Annotated in this window: 8 protein-coding genes; 1 reads left to right on the top strand and 7 read right to left on the bottom strand. The window is 71.2% G+C overall.

Translation table 11 applies throughout. The features are described 5' to 3' along the window. Window positions 1–8: 8 nt before the first annotated feature. The 6 genes from AB0I66_RS02005 to AB0I66_RS01980 form a co-directional block, all read right to left on the bottom strand. Window positions 9–590 carry a GNAT family N-acetyltransferase gene (locus AB0I66_RS02005; RefSeq protein ID WP_363205725.1) on the bottom strand — a complete coding sequence of 194 codons (582 nt, stop codon included), beginning with the start codon at window positions 588–590 and terminating at the stop codon, window positions 9–11. Continuing rightward, complete coding sequence (locus AB0I66_RS02000) at window positions 587–5,350, bottom strand: hypothetical protein (protein ID WP_363205724.1); 4,764 nt, start codon at window positions 5,348–5,350, stop codon at window positions 587–589. Before AB0I66_RS02000 ends, AB0I66_RS02005 begins: the two co-directional genes overlap by 4 nt. A gap of 59 nt (window positions 5,351–5,409) precedes the next feature. Then, on the bottom strand, window positions 5,410–11,445 hold the full coding sequence (locus tag AB0I66_RS01995; RefSeq protein WP_363205723.1) for an SDR family NAD(P)-dependent oxidoreductase: 6,036 nt from the start codon (window positions 11,443–11,445) through the stop codon (window positions 5,410–5,412). An 88-nt stretch (window positions 11,446–11,533) separates the two neighbouring features. Next, the gene (locus tag AB0I66_RS01990) at window positions 11,534–12,976 is read right to left on the bottom strand and encodes a PfaD family polyunsaturated fatty acid/polyketide biosynthesis protein (protein WP_363206647.1); all 1,443 of its coding nucleotides are present in this window, start codon (window positions 12,974–12,976) and stop codon (window positions 11,534–11,536) included. Window positions 12,977–13,292: 316 nt separating this feature from the next. After that, window positions 13,293–14,198, bottom strand: a complete 906-nt coding sequence (locus AB0I66_RS01985; protein WP_363205722.1) for a bifunctional helix-turn-helix transcriptional regulator/GNAT family N-acetyltransferase — start codon at window positions 14,196–14,198, stop codon at window positions 13,293–13,295. Window positions 14,199–14,207: 9 nt separating this feature from the next. Next, window positions 14,208–15,254: a sulfotransferase gene (locus AB0I66_RS01980; protein WP_363205721.1), complete on the bottom strand. Its 1,047-nt coding sequence runs from the start codon at window positions 15,252–15,254 to the stop codon at window positions 14,208–14,210. A gap of 228 nt (window positions 15,255–15,482) precedes the next feature. Between AB0I66_RS01980 and AB0I66_RS01975 the strand changes: the two genes are divergently transcribed. Further along, entirely contained in the window at window positions 15,483–16,280 is a 798-nt protein-coding gene (locus tag AB0I66_RS01975; RefSeq protein ID WP_363205720.1) for an SAM-dependent methyltransferase, read from the top strand. 12 nt (window positions 16,281–16,292) lie between these two features. Here the strand turns inward: AB0I66_RS01975 and AB0I66_RS01970 are convergent, their stop codons facing one another. Beyond that, window positions 16,293–16,820 (bottom strand): transglycosylase SLT domain-containing protein, encoded by a 528-nt coding sequence (locus AB0I66_RS01970; protein WP_363205719.1) that lies wholly within the window; start codon window positions 16,818–16,820, stop codon window positions 16,293–16,295. Between the last annotated feature and the right edge of the window lie 158 nt (window positions 16,821–16,978).

Raw genomic sequence — 16,978 nt, 5'->3', positions numbered from 1 at the left:
GGCTGCTGCTAGGTGCTCTGTTTTGGGACCGGGATGGCCAGTTGGGCCGTTCCCTGTTCCCATGTCTGCACGGTGCCTCCGAAGCTGCGGAAATGATTGAGGGCCGGCGTGTTCTCGCCCAGTACGTCGGCGTACACGGTGTGCAGCTCGGCCCGCGCCGCAGTGTGAAGGAGCCGTGTGGTCAGCCACGTGCCGATGCCCCGCCGCTGCCAGGCGTCCACGACCATCAGGGCGATCTGCGGCGGGTGTGGCCCGACCGCTGCGGCGAACTCTCCCAGCGCCACGGCTTGGGCCGTCGGTGTCGTCACGAGGAAATAGTGGTTGCGTGCGGCGAGGAGCTGCTTGAGCAGCAGGCGCGGGGCGCCGTGCATGGGGGCGTGATAGCGACGGTAGAGCGTGTTCGGCGAGCAGCGCGCGTGCAGGTCCTCGATGGCGGATGCGTCGTCCGCGACGGCCGGACGCAGCACGAGGCGGTACTCGTCGACGGCTCGGTACTCGTCGTTGAACCTCTCGGTGGTCTCGGCGGGCTCGATGATCTCGGGGGTGCCGCTGGGTACGGCGGCATCGGTGAGCGGGGGAGTGGTGCTCATGTGCGGGGTTTCCGTTCTGCCGTGGTGCCCTCGGTCAGGCGGAGGGCGAGACCTGTGGCGTGGTAGATGCAGGTGCCGTCGACGGACAGCCAGCCGTCGCCGGTGAGGACGATGCCGTCCGGGCCGTGGCGCAGGCCGGTGATGTCCACGTCCACCGTGACCAGCGTGTCGGTGGGGACGACCTGCCCCCGGTACTTCCAGGTGAGGGGGGCGGACGTGGTGGTCGGTTCGATGTGTGGGGAGGGCATGCCCGCGTCCAGGCGGAGCGCGATCAGGTGGCAGCGCAGCAACTGGTACATGGCCTCGATGCCCAACGAGCCAGGTTGCACCGGATCCTGGAAGAAGTGCGCGGTGAAGTACCAGTCGCCCGCGTCGACACGTTTGCGTGCCCGCAGTCTCCCCCTGCCCGCGTGGCCTCCCTCGGGCCAGTGGCCGGCGAGCTCGTCCAGCATCAGCAGCGGGGTGCGGGGCAGACGGACCGGGCCGTCGAACCACCGACCCGGTCGGGCAGTGAGATCACAGTCGAGGACGGGCTCGGCACCCTCCTCGCGCACGTGCGGTGGCGGACCGGGCAGGCCCGTGCGCTGCGCGAACGCATCCGGCGGGAAGAAGCCGAAGCTGGTGGTGCCGGAGAAGACGGTGACGGAGTCCGCCCAGCACTCCACGTCGAAGAAGACCAGGACCATGGTGCCGTCGTCGACCCGCCGGCGCAGAGTGGCCCGCGTGGTCAGGACGCGGGCTTGCGGCGGGATGGGCGCCGCATACCGCGTCTCCCCGTCGAGGTTGCGGAAGACCGGGGTCCCGGGCAGGTCTTGAGCGGCCCCCACGTACTGGGCGAGCCAGCCGCAGGGTTGCAGCGCCGCTTCGAGGAGGAGCGCGGGGGGCAAGGGAGACTCGCCGTCCCTCCGCCGGAAAATGCCGTCGCCCTGGCCCGACACGGCCTCCGGAATGTCGTACTCCGCCTCGATGCAACTGTCCTCTTCGGGCTCCCAAGGCGTCGCCTTCAGATGAGTCACGCGCGTGAGGCACTGGTAGGGCGGCGCGGGCAGGCGGATCACGCGAGGTTGCGCGTCGAGGGACCGGTGGGCCGCGCCGAGCGCCTCGCTGGGGCGCCCCCAGGCGGCCGCCACCATCGACCCGCGGTCCAGGCGCAACCCGTCGCGAACAAGGGCCCGTGGATCGGGTGCCGACGTCTGCACGCTGGAAAAGGCGGCGGATGGAATGTGCCGCAAAGCGTGCTGCCCCTGCCCCTGCCCGTGCCCGTGCCCGTGCCCGGCGGCAAGGCGCCGCCACTGTTCCAGCGGCCAGTCCTGCACCAATTGCAGCGTCATGTTCCGCGCACGCAGAACAGGCGCCCGGTCACGGCTGCACACCAAGTCGGCGCGCAGATAGGGCTCGTGAGCATCCGTGGCGATCTCGGTGATGGTCACCTCGCACGCCACGACGCCTCCTGATGTGCCGGAGGGCGTGTGGAAAAGGGTGCAAGGGCTACCGGCCAGCGGTTGGAATCGCCAGCCGTCCCGCTCTTTCGTGAGGCCCAGAGCGGCGAGATGGAATGCCAGGGCCTGCTGGCTGCCTTCCAGGAGGAAGGGGAGGCTGTCCGTCTCGGCGAGGGGCTCGCCGGAAGGGGTCGTCGGTGCGGTGTCGGCGTACAAGTGGGTCTCGCACGGCCGTAGTTGAGCGGTCAGGTGCCCAAGACCGTGAGCGCCGCCATGCGGGTCGAACGAGGTGACCCGGTGCAGGATCGCCAACTCGTCCGTGCCGCTGCGTGGTGTGCGGATGTGCGAGCGGGTCACTGCCCATGCTGAGCCGAAGCAGTCGTAGGGCCGCCCCTCGCGGAACGCGCGTACGGCCTCGGGGTCGAAGCCTCGTGCCGGGCCGGCTCCCGTGGGCCGCACCGATTCAGGGACCGTGCGGAGCGACGCCTGGGCGCTGTCGGAAGCAGCCCGCAAGGTCAGCACAGGGCGGCCTGATGCGTGGACAGTGTGCTCGAAGGGCGTGGGTGGCGCGTTGCGCTGATGGTGCAGGGTCTCGTCAGGCCGGGGAAGCGGGCCATGGAAGACCAACTCCACAAGGGACGGGTGGATGGCCCGAGGGGGGCGAGTGCTGAGGGCCGCGTTCGACACCCGCTGGGCCAGAGCACTGTGAAGTGTTGCGGCCAGGCATACGTGTCCGGACGCCTCGAGCACCGGCGGCTCGTCTCGGGAGGGTGCTCGGCCTGCGGGGGCCACGGCGTACTCGCTGAAGTGGTGGTGGCCTCGCAGCAGCAGCGCCTGCATCCGCTGGTGTTGGTCCATCAACTGGCAGTGAGTTGCGGCGACTTGAGCGTATGCGTCTGTCCCCGTCGCTGAGGCAGAACTGATCGTGCCCTTCACCACAGTCGCACGCAAGCCCGCCGTGTCACCTCTTGTGCAATCCAAGTCCAGGGGCGGCAGCACAGGGGCGGGCTCCATCACCGCGGGGGTGGGGATCACGACCGGTTCGGGCTGGTGCGGCAGGCGGACTTCGTGCGGCTGGACGCCTCGCGCCGCTGACAGGTGGGCGAACAGTGCCTCGTCGTCAGCCTCGACCCCGGCGGCCACGAGTTGGGCGCACAGTTCGGTCAGCCGGTCCAGGCCGCGCCCGTCGGTGGGGTCCAAGGCGAGTGCCAAGTGGGGGCGTTCGCCCAGGATCTCGCGGATCCACTGGGTGCACCGTTCTTTGGGACCGTGCTCGACGAAGACACGTACGCCGTCTGCCCACGCCTGTTCCACGGCCCCCACGAAGTCGATCGTCCCCAGCGCCTGCGCGACACTCGCCTCCGCGATCGCGTCCGGTCGCGGGGTGAAGCGGTAGGTGCCCGAACAGGTGTAGAAGCGCAGCCCGTCGTCGGCCGGGCGCACCGGGCGGCGGAAGTAGTCGCGCCATTGCGCGGCCGCGGTCCGCGCCATCGGGGTGTGCACGGCGATGTCGTAGTCGAGCGGTACGGCGTACTCGTGAGGCAGCCGTTCGAGCACGCGACGACAGGCCTCGGCCTCGCCGCCGAGGGTGCAGCTGCTGGGCGCGTTGACCGTGAGGAGGTGCACGCCGGGTTCGTCCTTGACGGCCTCGGCGGCGTGCCTCGGGTCGGTGCCCACCAGGTGTGCGGCCCACTGGCTGCCGGGTACTTCCGCCCGCTGCCACCCGGCGCGGATGGCCCGCCAGGGGTGCGTCAGCAGCCCGGAGAAGAGCGGGCTGCTGCGGGTGTCGGCCAGCAGACCGGCCACGTCCTGCCACACGCCGGTGGCCAGCAACGCGCTGATCTCTCCCGAGGAGTAGCCCAGGACGGCCTGGGGGCGCAGGCCCAGCACCCCGGTCGTGATGTGGGTGTGCACCATGCTGAGGAACGAGGCGGCGTAGATCTTGCCCACGGCGTCCGCGGGGCCGTCCGACGGGGCGTAGGCCCAGCCCGCCATCTCCCGCGGATCGCCTCGGTGCCGCAGCTCCTCGATGGCCCGGGGGAAGGCGAGGAGCTGCGTGCGGGCCATGCCCGAATACGCGGCGGCGCCGTTCGGGAAGACGAAGGCCAGGTCACCGCCCAGGGGCCGCGCGCTGAAGTACACCCCTGGCGGGCGGGGCCTGCGACCCCCCTCGGCCAGCCAGTCGCGGGCCTGCTGGACGCGGCGGTGGTAGGCCTCCTGCCCGGCCGCCACGATGACGAGACGTGCCGGGCCGCTGCGTGAGGTGTGCCCGCGCTCCAGTGCATCGAGGACTTGAGCGGCGTCGGTGCCGGAGAAGACGTACAGATGTTGCGCGGCTGCCCGCCTGGGCGCCCAGGCCGCCGCGGTCTCCCGCACGGAGCGCAGCCGCAGCGACGTACCGCCGCCGTTACCGGTCACGAGCACCCGTGCGGTGCGACGTGGTGCGAGCCAGGGTTCGGCGTGTGCGTCGGAACGGGGCCGCACGCCGTGGTGCACCGATGTCGCCGCGGCTGCCACAGCCTCCAGCCCGGCCACGCCGCTGCCCCGCCCCAGCGGGCCCTCCCACGCCATGTCATCGTCCTGGCCGCACAGGGCGGCGGTGTCATCGGACCCGGGACGGTGGGCGGGGAAGACCACACTGTCGCGCTCAACGTCGGGCTCACCGGCAGCGATGTCCGCGCGGTCGATCAAGGCGAGCGGTTCGTCCGTTCCCTGTGAACCCAGGGTGTGCCGCGTGAGGACCACGGCGACGGCGGCAGAACACATGCCTTCCCGGCCGTCGGCGGCCGCTGAGCCCAGGCCCGACGAAGCCCCGGCGACGACCGCCACGTCGACCTGACCCGATCGCAGGGCCCGCAAGGCACCGTGCAATGCTTCTACATCGGCAACGGCTTCGGTACGGACGGTCGCGGATACCGACATCGAGGCAGAGGCCAGGACGGTGCGGATCTCCGCAGCCGCCTTCTCGGCCGCCGCCTTTGCTGCCGCCCGGCCCGGCCCCGGCTCGCTACCGCCGCAGAGGACGACGGAAGACCGTGCGGGCAGTACCGGCAGTGCGGCCACTGCTTCCTGGACGACGGCGACGAGCAGGCCTGCCGCCCCGGTGAGCCCAGGGCGCGACGCGACATCCCCCGCCTCCGTGGCCGCAAGGGCTGGTACCGCGGGGACGTCGGCCCGCCCGGTGATCAACCGATCGATGAAACCACGCGTCCCCCCACCGTCCGAGGTCCGGACCGCGAAGGCCCGCACGGCGATCTCCGCGTCCGCCGGCGCGGCGGAATCGGGGGCGCCCTTCTCTTCTGGAATGTGAGCTGCGTCCATGGCGCTCTCGGTGCTCCTGGTGTCGGGTCGCCCCCGGCGGGGCAGGGGAGGCGGCGGGATCATGAGGGGCGCAACACCTGCTGTACGCCCAGTAGTTCGGCGATCGGCGCGTCGGACGGGCCCAGCAGGACGTCGCAGCGGGCAAGCCCGTCGTCGGCGTCCCTGGCGTGCACCGTGCATTGCGCGGTGCCCTCGACAGGCCCCCACCGGTGCCAGCGGAAGACGTCGATGCCCATGGGCAACGTGGGGCCGCCCAGCAGGTGTTCGGCCCACAGCCCGGCCAGTTGCAGGGCGCCGTCGACGGCCGCCGGATCGGAGGCCCAGGGTTCCGGTCGCCAGTCCATGACGCGTACGCCGGCCAGCTCGCCCCGCGCGCCCAGCGGGCCGACCCCTTCGAAGCCGTGCATCACCTGGAACGCGGGCCCGTGGAAGAGGACTTGTCCGTCATACAGCTCGGCGCGCGGCAGCGGGCCCAGCCCCTCCAACGGAGAGCGCACCTGGCCCCTGGCGGCGGGTGGGGCACCCAGCGTGGCGCGGTAGTGGGGTGCCGCGGAGGTGTCCCCGGCATAGAGGTGCAGTTGTCCGGGGTGCGTCCGCTCGGCGGTCCGGACGCCGTGCACGCGCAGGCGGTGCTCTGCGGTGCCGAAGTCCTCCAGCGGGATGCCGCGCAGGACGCGCAGGTCACTGAGTTCCAGATCGGCGTGCGGCTGGTGCTCACGCAGCAGCCGGGCGAGCCATTCCGTCACGTAGGCCATGGGCACGACGGGGCGTCCGCCTACGGCGTGATCAGCGAAATGGGGGTGGGTGCCGGACCCGACGCGCAGTTCGGCAAGGGGCGCGTCGCCTTGGGCCGGTACGAGGTCGGCGCATCCCGCGTCGGGGACAAGGACCGTCTGCGCGGGGCCGTCGTGGGCGAGTTCTTCGACCAGGGCGCGAGCCCCTGCCTGTTGCCCGATGAGCGGAGTCCCCGCCGCCGTGAAGTGTTCGGCCAGGTGCGGCGTCACCATTCCGCCGTCCCAGGCCCCCCACACGAGGGCCTTCGCCCGCAGCCCCGGGCGCGTGGCGCCGTGCACGGCGACCAGATGATTGAGCGTCTCGTTGGCCATCGCGTAGTCGCTCTGGCCCGCGTTGCCCGTGCGGCCCGCGATGGACGAGAAGACGCACAGCAGCCGCAGCGGATCCTGGGCGGTGGCTGCCAGCAGGGCGTCCAGACCGCCCACCTTGGTCCCGAAGACGCGGTCGAACTCGTCGTCGCTCTTGTCCTCGAGCCGCCGGTCCGCCAGGACGCCGGCGCCGTGCACGATGCCCGTGACCGGCCCCCACTCTGCTCTGGTCTCCTTCAATGCCTGCTCAAGCGCGTCGGCATCACGGCTGTCCACCGGTACGTAGCGGGTCTGGGCTCCCGCTTCGCGGCAGGCGGCGAGGGTCGAGGCGATCTCACGGGAGGCCATGACCTGGGCGGCTCGGGCTGCTGCTTCGGCGGGCGCGGGCGGGGTGTCGCCGTGTTGCCGGGCGTGCTCGATCAGGGCCGTGCGGACGGCGCGTTCGTCCTCGGCCGTACGCAGATAATCCGGTTCGTCGCACAACGGGGTGCGGCCCAGGAGCAGCAGCCTGGGCCGACCGGCGCGGGCCAGTGCGATGACGCAAGCTGCGGTCACCCCGCGCGCGCCCCCGGTGACGACCAGGACATCCTGCGGGCCGGGCAGCCCCGGGGCCGACGTAGCGCCGGGGCCGCCGTCCGGGAGGGGAGGCGGGTCCGTGGCCCGAGGCCGTGCGGTCACCCGCACTCGTGACCTGCCCTCAGGGAGCCCGACGTCGGTGGTGGCTCCGCCGTGCAGCAGTTCCTGGGCCAGCGCACGGGCGATCTCTTGCGCATCGCGCTGTCCACGCCCGCAGTCGATGGCTTTCACGCACGCCTTCGGCCACTCCCGGGAGGCGGTACGCGCCAGTCCGGCGATTCCACCAAGGCCTGCACGTAGTCCGTGCGTGCCGCCGAGGCCGAAATCGCCGTCGGTGTCCTGCACGGTGACCCACACGCCGCCCTCACGCATCGCGGGCGCCAGACGTCGCGCCGTACTGAAGAGACCGCGTGCGAGGGCGTACGCGGCCTCGGCGTCATCTACCGGACGCAGACCCTCCAAGGAAACCAGCGCGCGCGTCCGCGCGGGCACCTCGTCGGTGGCCACGCTCGCCCGCACGCCGTGCGAGGCGAGTTCCTCGGCGAGCGCCGCCGCCACCCCGGTGCCCTCGTCCGTGATCAGCAGGGGATGGCCGAAGAGTCCGGGCAGCGCCATGCCCGGGGCGGACACGGGTGTGGCTTCCACGTCGAGGCGTTGAAGGGGTGCAGGCCGCCGCTCCCCTTGGTCCAGCGGTGCTTCACGCGGTGCGGTCGGGCAGGCGGTCGAGGCCGCTATGGCAGGCAGTTCGTCTTCCTCGTCCTGCAGGTTCTCCTGCAGGACGGCCGCGACTTCGCCGAGTGTCCGCAGGCCTGCGGCCTGCGTCGCATCGAGCCGGGGCAGTCGCGGGAAGCGCTTGCGCAGGGAGGAGAGGATCTGCACCCGCTTGATCGAGTCGATGCCCAGGTCGGTGTCCAGTGCCATGTCCGGGTCGAGCAGGTCGGCGGGGTAGCCGGTCAGGTCGGCGACCACTTCGAGTACGGCGGCCTGCGCGGTCACGGGCCCGGCTCCGGCCGGCTCGGCGACGGTCACCTCCGCCGGGATGTCGTACGCAGATGTGTCACCTGATGTCGTGGCTGGCTCGGCCACGACAGGAGACGGCGAGGTCGCCGCGGGAGCGGAAGAGGGGGCGGGTGGCATGTGCTGGGGTGTTGCGGTGTTCCACGTGGTGGGGGTGTGCGCCTCGTGGCCGCCGTGCATCGGCGCCGGAATCGGGGACGGCTGGATCGGGGAGGCGCCCATCGCCGCGGACATGCCGTGCACGACGGCCTCCACGGTGCGCAGGAAGGCGATGTGGCTGTCGGCCATGGCGCGCTGGAAGGCCGCGTGCGTCTCGGTGGCCTGACGTTGCGTCTCCTGCAAGGCATGCAGCCACGGCAACTCAGGCCCACCGTGCGTGGCGTACGGCCGAACTGACGGCACGTCCGAGTGCGGCGCGGAGCTCTGGGCGGGCAGCACCTGATGCGCGGCGACATGAGTTGCCTCTGCGGGCGCCTCCTCCGGGGACCCGCCGGGCTGCGGATAGGGCTTGTTGTAGTTGGTGCCGAGAATGGTGATCCTCCTGTTGGCTGCTGATGCGCCGGTTTCGGTGGCTTCGGTCGGCGCTGGGACGGGCGGGTCGGCCAAGTGGGCCCACAGCGGGGCGAAGTCGAGGGAGCGGCCCTCCACCGCGAGGGCGCCCAAGACGCTCTGCAGGCTGCGCAACGCGTCCTCGCCGCGGTGGTCCACGGCCACCGCGAAGTGCTCCCGGCCCTCCAGGACTTGCCGCGCCAGGGTGGTGAGGGTGCTGCCCGCGCCGAGTTCGACGAAGGTGCGCACCCCGTGGTCGTACATCGCCTCGATCTGCTCGGTGAAGCGGACGGGGGCGGTCAGGTGCGCGGCGAGCTGGTCGCGCACCTCCTGCGGTCGCGTCGGGTAGGCGGCGGCGGTGGCATTCGCGTACACGGGGCGGCCGGGCTCGTGCACCGGCAGACCGGCGAGGAATCGCGCGTACGGCTCGGTCGCGCCGGCCAGCAGAGGTGTGTGGAAGGCGGCACTCGTGCGCAGCCGCTGCACGGTGATGTCCGCGTCGCTGAAGGCCTGTTCGGCTTCCGCCAGTGCCTCCAGCGTTCCGGAGAGGACGGTTTGCCGCGGGCTGTTGTGGTTGGCGACCCAGACTTCCTTGGCGGCGCAACGCTCCAGCACGTCGGCGGCCTGCCGGGCGTCGCATCCCACGGCGGTCATCCCGCCGGGCCGGTCCGCGGCGTTCCGCAGCACCTCACCGCGTCGACGGGCGGCTGCCAGCAGGTCCGTCCGGCTCAGCGCGCCCGCGGCATGCAGGGCGACCAGCTCGCCGAAGCTGTGCCCGGCCAGGCAGTCCGGCGCCACGCCCACCGCGTCCAGGACGGCCAACTGCGCCAGGGCCTGCGCGGCCAGCGCCGGCTGCGCCCACTCGGTCGCGGTCAACCGGTCGGCCTGCTCCTGTCGTACGGTCTCGTCGAAGGCGGGCGGCGGGAAGACGACATGGTGCAGCGGCGTGCCCGGCTCCGGCTGCCAGTCGGCGATGTCGTCCCAGAGGGACTGGGCCTGGGGCAGGTGCAGGGCAAGGCCGCCGCCCATGCCGGGATACTGGCTGCCCTGTCCGGAGAAGAGGAAGGCCAGCGGCTTCGGGTCAGGGGTGCCCACCGTGCAGTGCACCCCGCGTACACCCCGCAGTGGAGTGTTGGGTGCGCCGTCGAGGTGGTCGGCTGCTTCATCCAGGAGCCGGGCCAGCTCCTGTGTGTCGGCTGCCACGACCGCGAGCCGGGCGTGCGCCTTGGGCTGGAAGGCGAGCTGCGTGGCCCGTGCCCTTGACGCCAGCGGTGTCGGTTCGGCGGCGGCCGCTCGTGCCTGCGCCGCGAGGTCCGCGGCGGAGTCCGCGCCGAGCAGTACGAGGTGGGAGGGGGCCGCGTCCACACGGGGTGGCAGGGAAGCCGTGGACCCGGCTGCGGGGCGATACTCCTCCACCGTCAGGTGGAAGTTGCTGCCGCCGAAGCCGAAGCTGGAGACCGCCGCACGGCGGGGGTGCGCACTGTCCCGGATCCACGGCCGGGCCGCGGTGTTGAGGTACAGCGGCCCACGGTCCAGGGCCAGCCGCGGGTTGGGCCGCTCGACCTTGTAGGTCGGCGGCAGGACGCGGTGCCGCAGCGCGAGGATGGCCTTGAGCAAACCGGCGCCGCCCGCCGCGCCCTTGGTGTGGCCGATTTGTGATTTCACCGAGCCGACGGCGCACCACGGAGGCGCGCCGGACTCGGCCGCGTCACCGAAGACGGAGGACAGCGCGTGGAACTCGGCGACGTCTCCTGCCGCGGTGCCGGTGCCGTGCGCCTCCACCAGCTCCACGGTGCGGGGGCTGTACCCGGCCTGGTCGTAGGCGCGGCGCAGGGCCAGTTCCTGCCCCTGGGGGAGGGGCGCGTAGATGGCTGTGCCCCGGCCGTCCGACGAGGCTCCCAGGCCGCGCAGCACGGCGTGGATGTGATCGCCGTCGCGCTCGGCGTCGGCCAGCCGCTTGAGGGCGAACAGCACCAGACCTTCGCCGAGCATGGTGCCGTCGGCGTTCTCGGAGAAGGGGCGGCAGTCACCGGTCGGGGAGAGGGCGGGTGTCTTGCTGAAGCTGAGGTACCACAGGATGTCGTTGAGGGTGTCGGCTCCTCCGGCGAGCATCATGTCGCAGCGCCCCAGGGCGAGTTCGTCGGTGGCCATGGCCAGCGCCGCGAGTGAGCTGGCGCAGGCGGCGTCGACGGTGCAGTTCGGGCCGTGCAGATCGAAGCGGTTGGCGATGCGGCCCGACACGACGTTGCCCAGCAGGCCCGGGAACGTCGCCTCCTGCCAGGGGACGTAGTGATCGGTGATGCGGTCGCACAGCCGCTGGGCCTCGTCCTCGCTCACGCCGCCTTCGCGCATCGCCTTGAGCCACACGGGCCGCTGTGTGCGGGCCGCCATGTCGCACGACAGCTGCAGCACGCCGGTGCCCACCACCACCCCGACGCGGTCGCGCGCCAGTCGGTCCATGTTGCCGCCGGTCGCGTCGGCGAGCGCCTGCTGGGCGGCGACCAGAGCGAGCAACTGCGTGGTGTCGGTGGCCTCCAGCGCCTTGGGCGGGATACCGAAGGCCAGCGGATCGAAGGCCACGGGGTCAAGGAAGGCGCCGCGCTTGGCGTACGTCTTGTCGGCGGCCCGCGGATCCGGGTCGTAGTAGTCCTCGATCCGCCAGTGTGTCTCCGGCACGTCCCGGATCAGGTCGCGCCCGGTGAGGATGTTGCGCCAGTAGGGCGCGGGGCCGTCCGCCCCGGGCAGCAGGGCACTGAGGCCGACCACGGCGATGTCCAACGGCCCCGGACGGGGCGCCTGTTCGTTTTCGGGCGTGGAGAGTCGAGGGGTGCTCTCGATAGGACTCTGCATTGATTTTTACGCCTAGGTCAGGAGGACGCGGCCGATCCCGGGAGGGCGGCTCAGGGCAGGTGGCGCGACAGTTGCCGGAGGGGGCGGCTCAGGTCAGGGGGCGCGGGGTGAAACGGAAGGCGGCGTCGGGCACGGGCAGCCCGCAGGTGCGCAGCTGCTGGGCGCGGGTGATGACCGCCGCTCCCTCCAGCAGATTGAGGGCGATCTGTACGGCGGTACGGTGCTCGGGATCGGCGAGGTGGCTGCCCGCGACCCAGGCGTTGAACGCGCCGAGCGCCGGTCCGGCCCACAGCTGGTAGTCCGCGCGTCGATCCGCGGTGCCGGCGATGGCCCAGCGGGTCGACTGGCCCAGGTACCAGCGGAAGAGCAGGGCCATCCGGTGCCTGGCGTCGGCGGCGGCCCGCGTCAGTTGCCCCGGATCGCGCTCTTGCCAGTACCGCTCGGTCTGCCGCCACACGTCCGCCACCGAAGCGCGCAGCACATCACGCTCCAGCCAGGTCCGGTCACGGGAGGACAGCTCCTCCAGACCCGCGTGACGGCGGTACAGCTCGTAGAGCCGCTGCGCCCGCACCGCGAACATCGTGCCCTTCGACAACACCTGGACCCGCGCCCCCAGCTCGAACATGTCGGCCGATGGCGCCATGGTCACCTCACCCAGGTCAGCCGCCGCGAGGAGCCCCTTGGCCTCGGGCGACATGCCGGCCTCCACCGCCGTCTGGTTGACCGACCCGGTCACCACATAGGCGGCACCCAGGGCGAAGGCCGCGGCGACGGCCTCCGGGGTGCCCAGGCCGCCGGCGGCACCCACGCGCACCCGGTGACCGTGCGCGCGTTCCATCGAGTCGCGCACCCCGAGGACCCGGGGCAGCAGCGCCGTCAGCGACTGGTTGTCGGTGTGGCCGCCGCTGTCGGCCTCCACCGTCACGTCCTCGGCCACCGGGACGCCCGCCGCCAACTGTGCCTCGTACGGGTCCAGCTTCCCGCATCGCACGAGCTCGTCCAGCAGTTCGCGCGGGGGCGGCGACATGAACATCCGCGCCGTCTCCGGCCGCGAGACCTTGGCGAACACACGATGTGCGCGCACCACGCGCCCCGACCGGTCGGTCCGCAGCCCTGTCGCGGCGCAGCGCACCACGGGCGGCGTCAACTCCATGTACGCGGACGCGGAGATGCGCTGCACGCGGTGGCGCAGCAGCAGCTCCACGGTCTCTTCCTCCGCCCGTGGGTCGGCGGGGGAGTGGATGACGTTGACTCCCCACGAGGCATCCGCGCACTGGCGCTGCAGGGCGAGCACGGCTTCTTCCACGCGCCGGGACGCCAGCCCGGCGGCCCCGAAGAAGCCGAGCACGCCCTGCCGGGCGACCGACGCCACGAGCTCCACGGTGGCGATGCCATTGGCCATCTCCCCGCACACGTACGGGTAGCGCACCTGGTGTGCCTGGAGGAACCCCCTGTCGCCCAGCCACTCCGGATAAATGCCGGGCAGCACCCCGAGCTCGCTGCACCCCTCGGCCACTCCCGCCACGCCCACCGGGAGGGCGCCGCGTGCGCCGTCTCCTTTTCGCGCCACGACCCGTAGCGGCTGCCGCGGTTGCCGTACGAGCTGGACCCAGCGCCCGGCATCGAAAGCCCCCGAGGTCTCCGCTCTTCCGGCCGGCTCCGGGGCGTGCCCGTGGGGGAGGTCCGCTGTGACAGGAAGAGCTGTGACAGGAAGAGGGGCTGAAGAGGTGTGCATGGGGTGGCTGAATGCCTTTCTCGTGTCCGCACGTGTACTACGACCAGCACCGATGCGGGGTAACGCGACATTCAGGTGATCTTGAGCGAGGCCGATGGCGGGCCGCTTGCCCCTAGCGCGGGCCCCGGAGGGGGAGCCGTTTCTCGAACCAGTGGTGGGCGTACGGCTCGTCGTTGAAGGCGGCCACTTCCGTGTAGCCGCTGGTGCGGTAGAGGCGGGTGGCGGCTTTCAGGGCCTTGTTGGTGTCGAGCCGTACGCGGTCGCTGCCGTGCCGGGCGGCGCGTTCCTCCAGTTCGGACAGGAGGCGCCGGGCCAGGCCGAGACCGCGTGTGCGGGGGCCGACCCACAGGCGCTTGATCTCGGCGGGTGCTCCGGGCGGCAGCTTGAGTCCCGCGCAGCCCACCGGTTCACCGTGCAGCCGGGCGACGAGGAACAGGCCGCGTGGGGCGCGCAGTTCGGCCGGGTCGGGCAGCAGGCTGTGGCCGGGGTCGAAGCCCTCGTCGAAGAGCTCCTGCAGTTCCGCGGTGTAGGACCGCAGGCAGTGGGCGGCGTCCGGGTGGTCGGGGTCGAGTACTTCCAGGGAGACCACCGAGGCCGTCAAAAGCCGCTCGACCTCGGCCATGGCCGAGGTCAGCCGATCCCGCTGCCGGGTGTCGAGCGGGGCGAGGAGCGATGCGGCGAGCGCGTCGCTGCGCTCGCCGAGCAGAGCGCGCTCCGCCTGTCCGGCCTCGGTCAGCCGCACGGTGCGTACCCGCCGGTCGCGGGGATGGGGCTCGACCACGATCAACCCGTCGCGCTCAAGGGCGCGCAGCAACCGGCTCGCATAACCGGAGTCGAGACCGAGCCGGTCCCGCACGCCGCGCACGTCGTGCGCCGCCTGTTCGCCGCCGAGTTCCCAGAGCAGCCGGGCCTGCCCGTAGGGGCGGGTGCCGCCGAGATAGTGATCGTGCAGCACTCCGACGCGCTCGGCCACGGTCCGGTTGAAGCGTCGTACCTGCTCCACCTGCTGGTTCCGCATTCTCTGACTCTAGTCAGAGAATGCGGAACGGGCCATGTCCAGTGCTTGCTTGCCCGGAGCGCAGCTCTCCCTCACCTCGTCGAGTTCGGCGGCCGTCAGCTGTTTCTCGGCGGAGCCGCGGCGGCTGGTGTCGAGCTGCGCGCACGCCCCGTCCAGCCACCGGCGGGAAGGCTCGACCCCGACGAACGCGGCGAGGCGGGTGAGTTCCTCGCGCGGGGCGTCGAGGAGATCTTCGTAGGCGAGAGTCATGCGGTGAGCGGCGGGCAGGCCCTTGAGGAATTGTGTGCCCTGGATGACGAGTTCGGACCACAGGGCGCCGAACCGACGCAGGGGAAAATCACGGTCCTGTACGAGGGCGGGGTCGAACCGTTCGTCGAGCAGGGGCGCCAGGTCGGGCGGCAGTGAACGCACGTGCTCCTCGGTCAGGTCACCGAAGTTCTCCACGCCCGTCCGTTCTCTGATCTCGCGGATCAAAGTGATCACGCGGTATCCGGGGTGGCGGCTCATGGACAGGGCGCAGTCCGGTCCGTCCCGGAAGAGGTGCACGAACTTGGCGTAAGGGAAGGCGGCGCGCAGCCCCGGCGCCCAGCCCGTCGAGTAACCCGAGCGCTCCACGACGGCGCTGCCTCCCAACCGCGTGCCGAGCAGCTCGAAGAGCGCCTCGTGGTGTTCCGCGGCGGGCCGCGCGGGCCAGTCGACGACCGCCGCCCGGATCTCGTCGAGCAGGCCGTCGGGGTCTTCGGTGAGATGCGGCAGCACCATGAGGGAGAGCGCGGGGATGCCGGTGCTCCGCGCCGTGTACCGCCCCGGGCCGCGCGTGTAGAGGAACTCGGGCATGAGGACGCCGCTGCGGATCATGTTCGCGAAGTACGGGGTGGGCCGGAAGAGGGCCTCCCAGAACTCCGCGCCCGAGACCTGGCCTTCGGGAAAGGCCGCGTCACCGACGGAGGCCATGTACTCGTTGAGGCTGAGCACGTCGGGGTGGGTGTTGAGGATGCGGGACAGCGCGGTGGAGCCGCTGCGGCCGGTGCCGATGACGAAGGTCAGACTGCGCAAAGTCGCTCTCCGAGGCCGGGTTGGGGGTGCCGGGACTGTGAGCACCTCAGCACACCCACGGCGGGGGCACCAGGTGGCAGCGGAGCCTGCGCCACACACCCCCAACGGGCGTGACGGAGGTTCCGGCACGCGGAACGCCAACTGACTTTGACGGGAGGGGTGTTGACGTAGCAGATTGCGTTCCGCTGTCCTTGCTTCCCGTCCTGACCAGTTGAGAGAGGCACCGTAATGAGCAGTGAACCGGCAGACATCCACAAGATAGACACCTCGCTTCCGCACAGCGCGCGCGTATGGAACTACTGGCTGGGCGGCAAGGACCACTACGAATCCGACCAGCGGGCCGGGGACGCCTACAAGGAGAAGTTCCCGCTGATCGTCCCGATGGCCCAGGAGTCACGCGACGTGCTGCGCCGCTCGGTGAGCTGGATGGCGCGGGAGGGCATCAAGCAGTTTCTCGACGTGGGTGCCGGACTGCCCACGGCCAACAACACCCACGAGATCGCCCAGCGCATAGCGAGAGACAGCCGGGTGGTGTACGTGGACCACGATCCGATCGTCCTGATGCACGTCGACACGCTTTTGCGGAGCACACCTGAAGGCGCCACGGATTACGTGCTTGCAGACATGCGTGACACCGAGAAAATTCTGCAGGGCGCGGCGAAAACGCTCGACATGTCTCAGCCCATCGGCCTGGTGATCAATGATGTGCTGGGGCATATAGACCCCTGGGAAGACGTGCTGACTCTGGTGCGCGGTCTGGTGGCGGGACTTCCGTCCGGCAGTTATGCCTCGCTGAGTCATTCCGATGCCGACGACGAACTGCACCGCAGCGTGCAGGAGGAGTACAACAACTCCGGCGCCATTCCCTATGTTCTGCGCAGCCCGGAGCAGACGATCTCGCTCTTCGACGGCCTTGAACTGGTCGACCCCGGCTTCGTTCCCTGGCCGAAGTGGAAGCCGGACGCGGTCATGCCCGGCTCGTTGACCATCCGGGCCGGATGGGTCGGCGTGGCGCGAGTGCCGTAGGAGGCCGGTGGCTCAGTAGGCGGAGTCGACGTTGTCGATCGAGCCGTACTTGTCGGCGGCGTAGTTCGCGGCCGCGGTGATGTTGGCGACCGGGTCGGTCAGGCTGTTCGGCGTGCCCTTGACGTGGTACGCGTCGAAGGTGGGCTGGATCACCTGGAGCAGACCCTTGGACGGGGTGCCGTTCTGCGCGTTCACGTCCCAGCCGTTCTGGGCGTTCGGGTCACCGGCGGACTCACGCATGATGTTGCGGTGCAGACCCTCGTAGGAGCCGGGGATCTTCTTGGACTTCATGATGTCCAAGGACTCCTTGATCCAGCCGTCGAGGTTGTTGGCGTACGACTTGTCGCCGCCCTTCGCCTTCGCGGCGGCGGCAGGCGCCTTGGCCGCGACGGTGTGCGGCTCGGCGGCCTGGGCGGGGGAGGGGGCGACGGTGAGCAGAGCGGCCGCGGCTCCGGCAGTGGCGAGACCCGCGACGGAGAACGAGCGGATGCGGGCGATGCGGGCGGTGCTGACTCGGGCGGTGCTGGTGCGCGTCGTCATACGGGAGTGAACCTTTTCCATGGGGGACGTGGGGCGGGGCCGGTGCGTTCGGAATGGCGAGGTATTCGCGCTGTTCGAGTTCCGGCCCTGCGACGTCGTCCATGGTTAGCGGCGAGGGGAAAGCAGCGCAAGGATGTGACGTACTACCCGGCTACGTA

The organism is Streptomyces sp. NPDC050439 (genome assembly GCF_040655335.1).
Lineage (GTDB): Bacteria > Actinomycetota > Actinomycetes > Streptomycetales > Streptomycetaceae > Streptomyces.
This window is presented reverse-complemented; position numbering and strand designations above follow the sequence as displayed.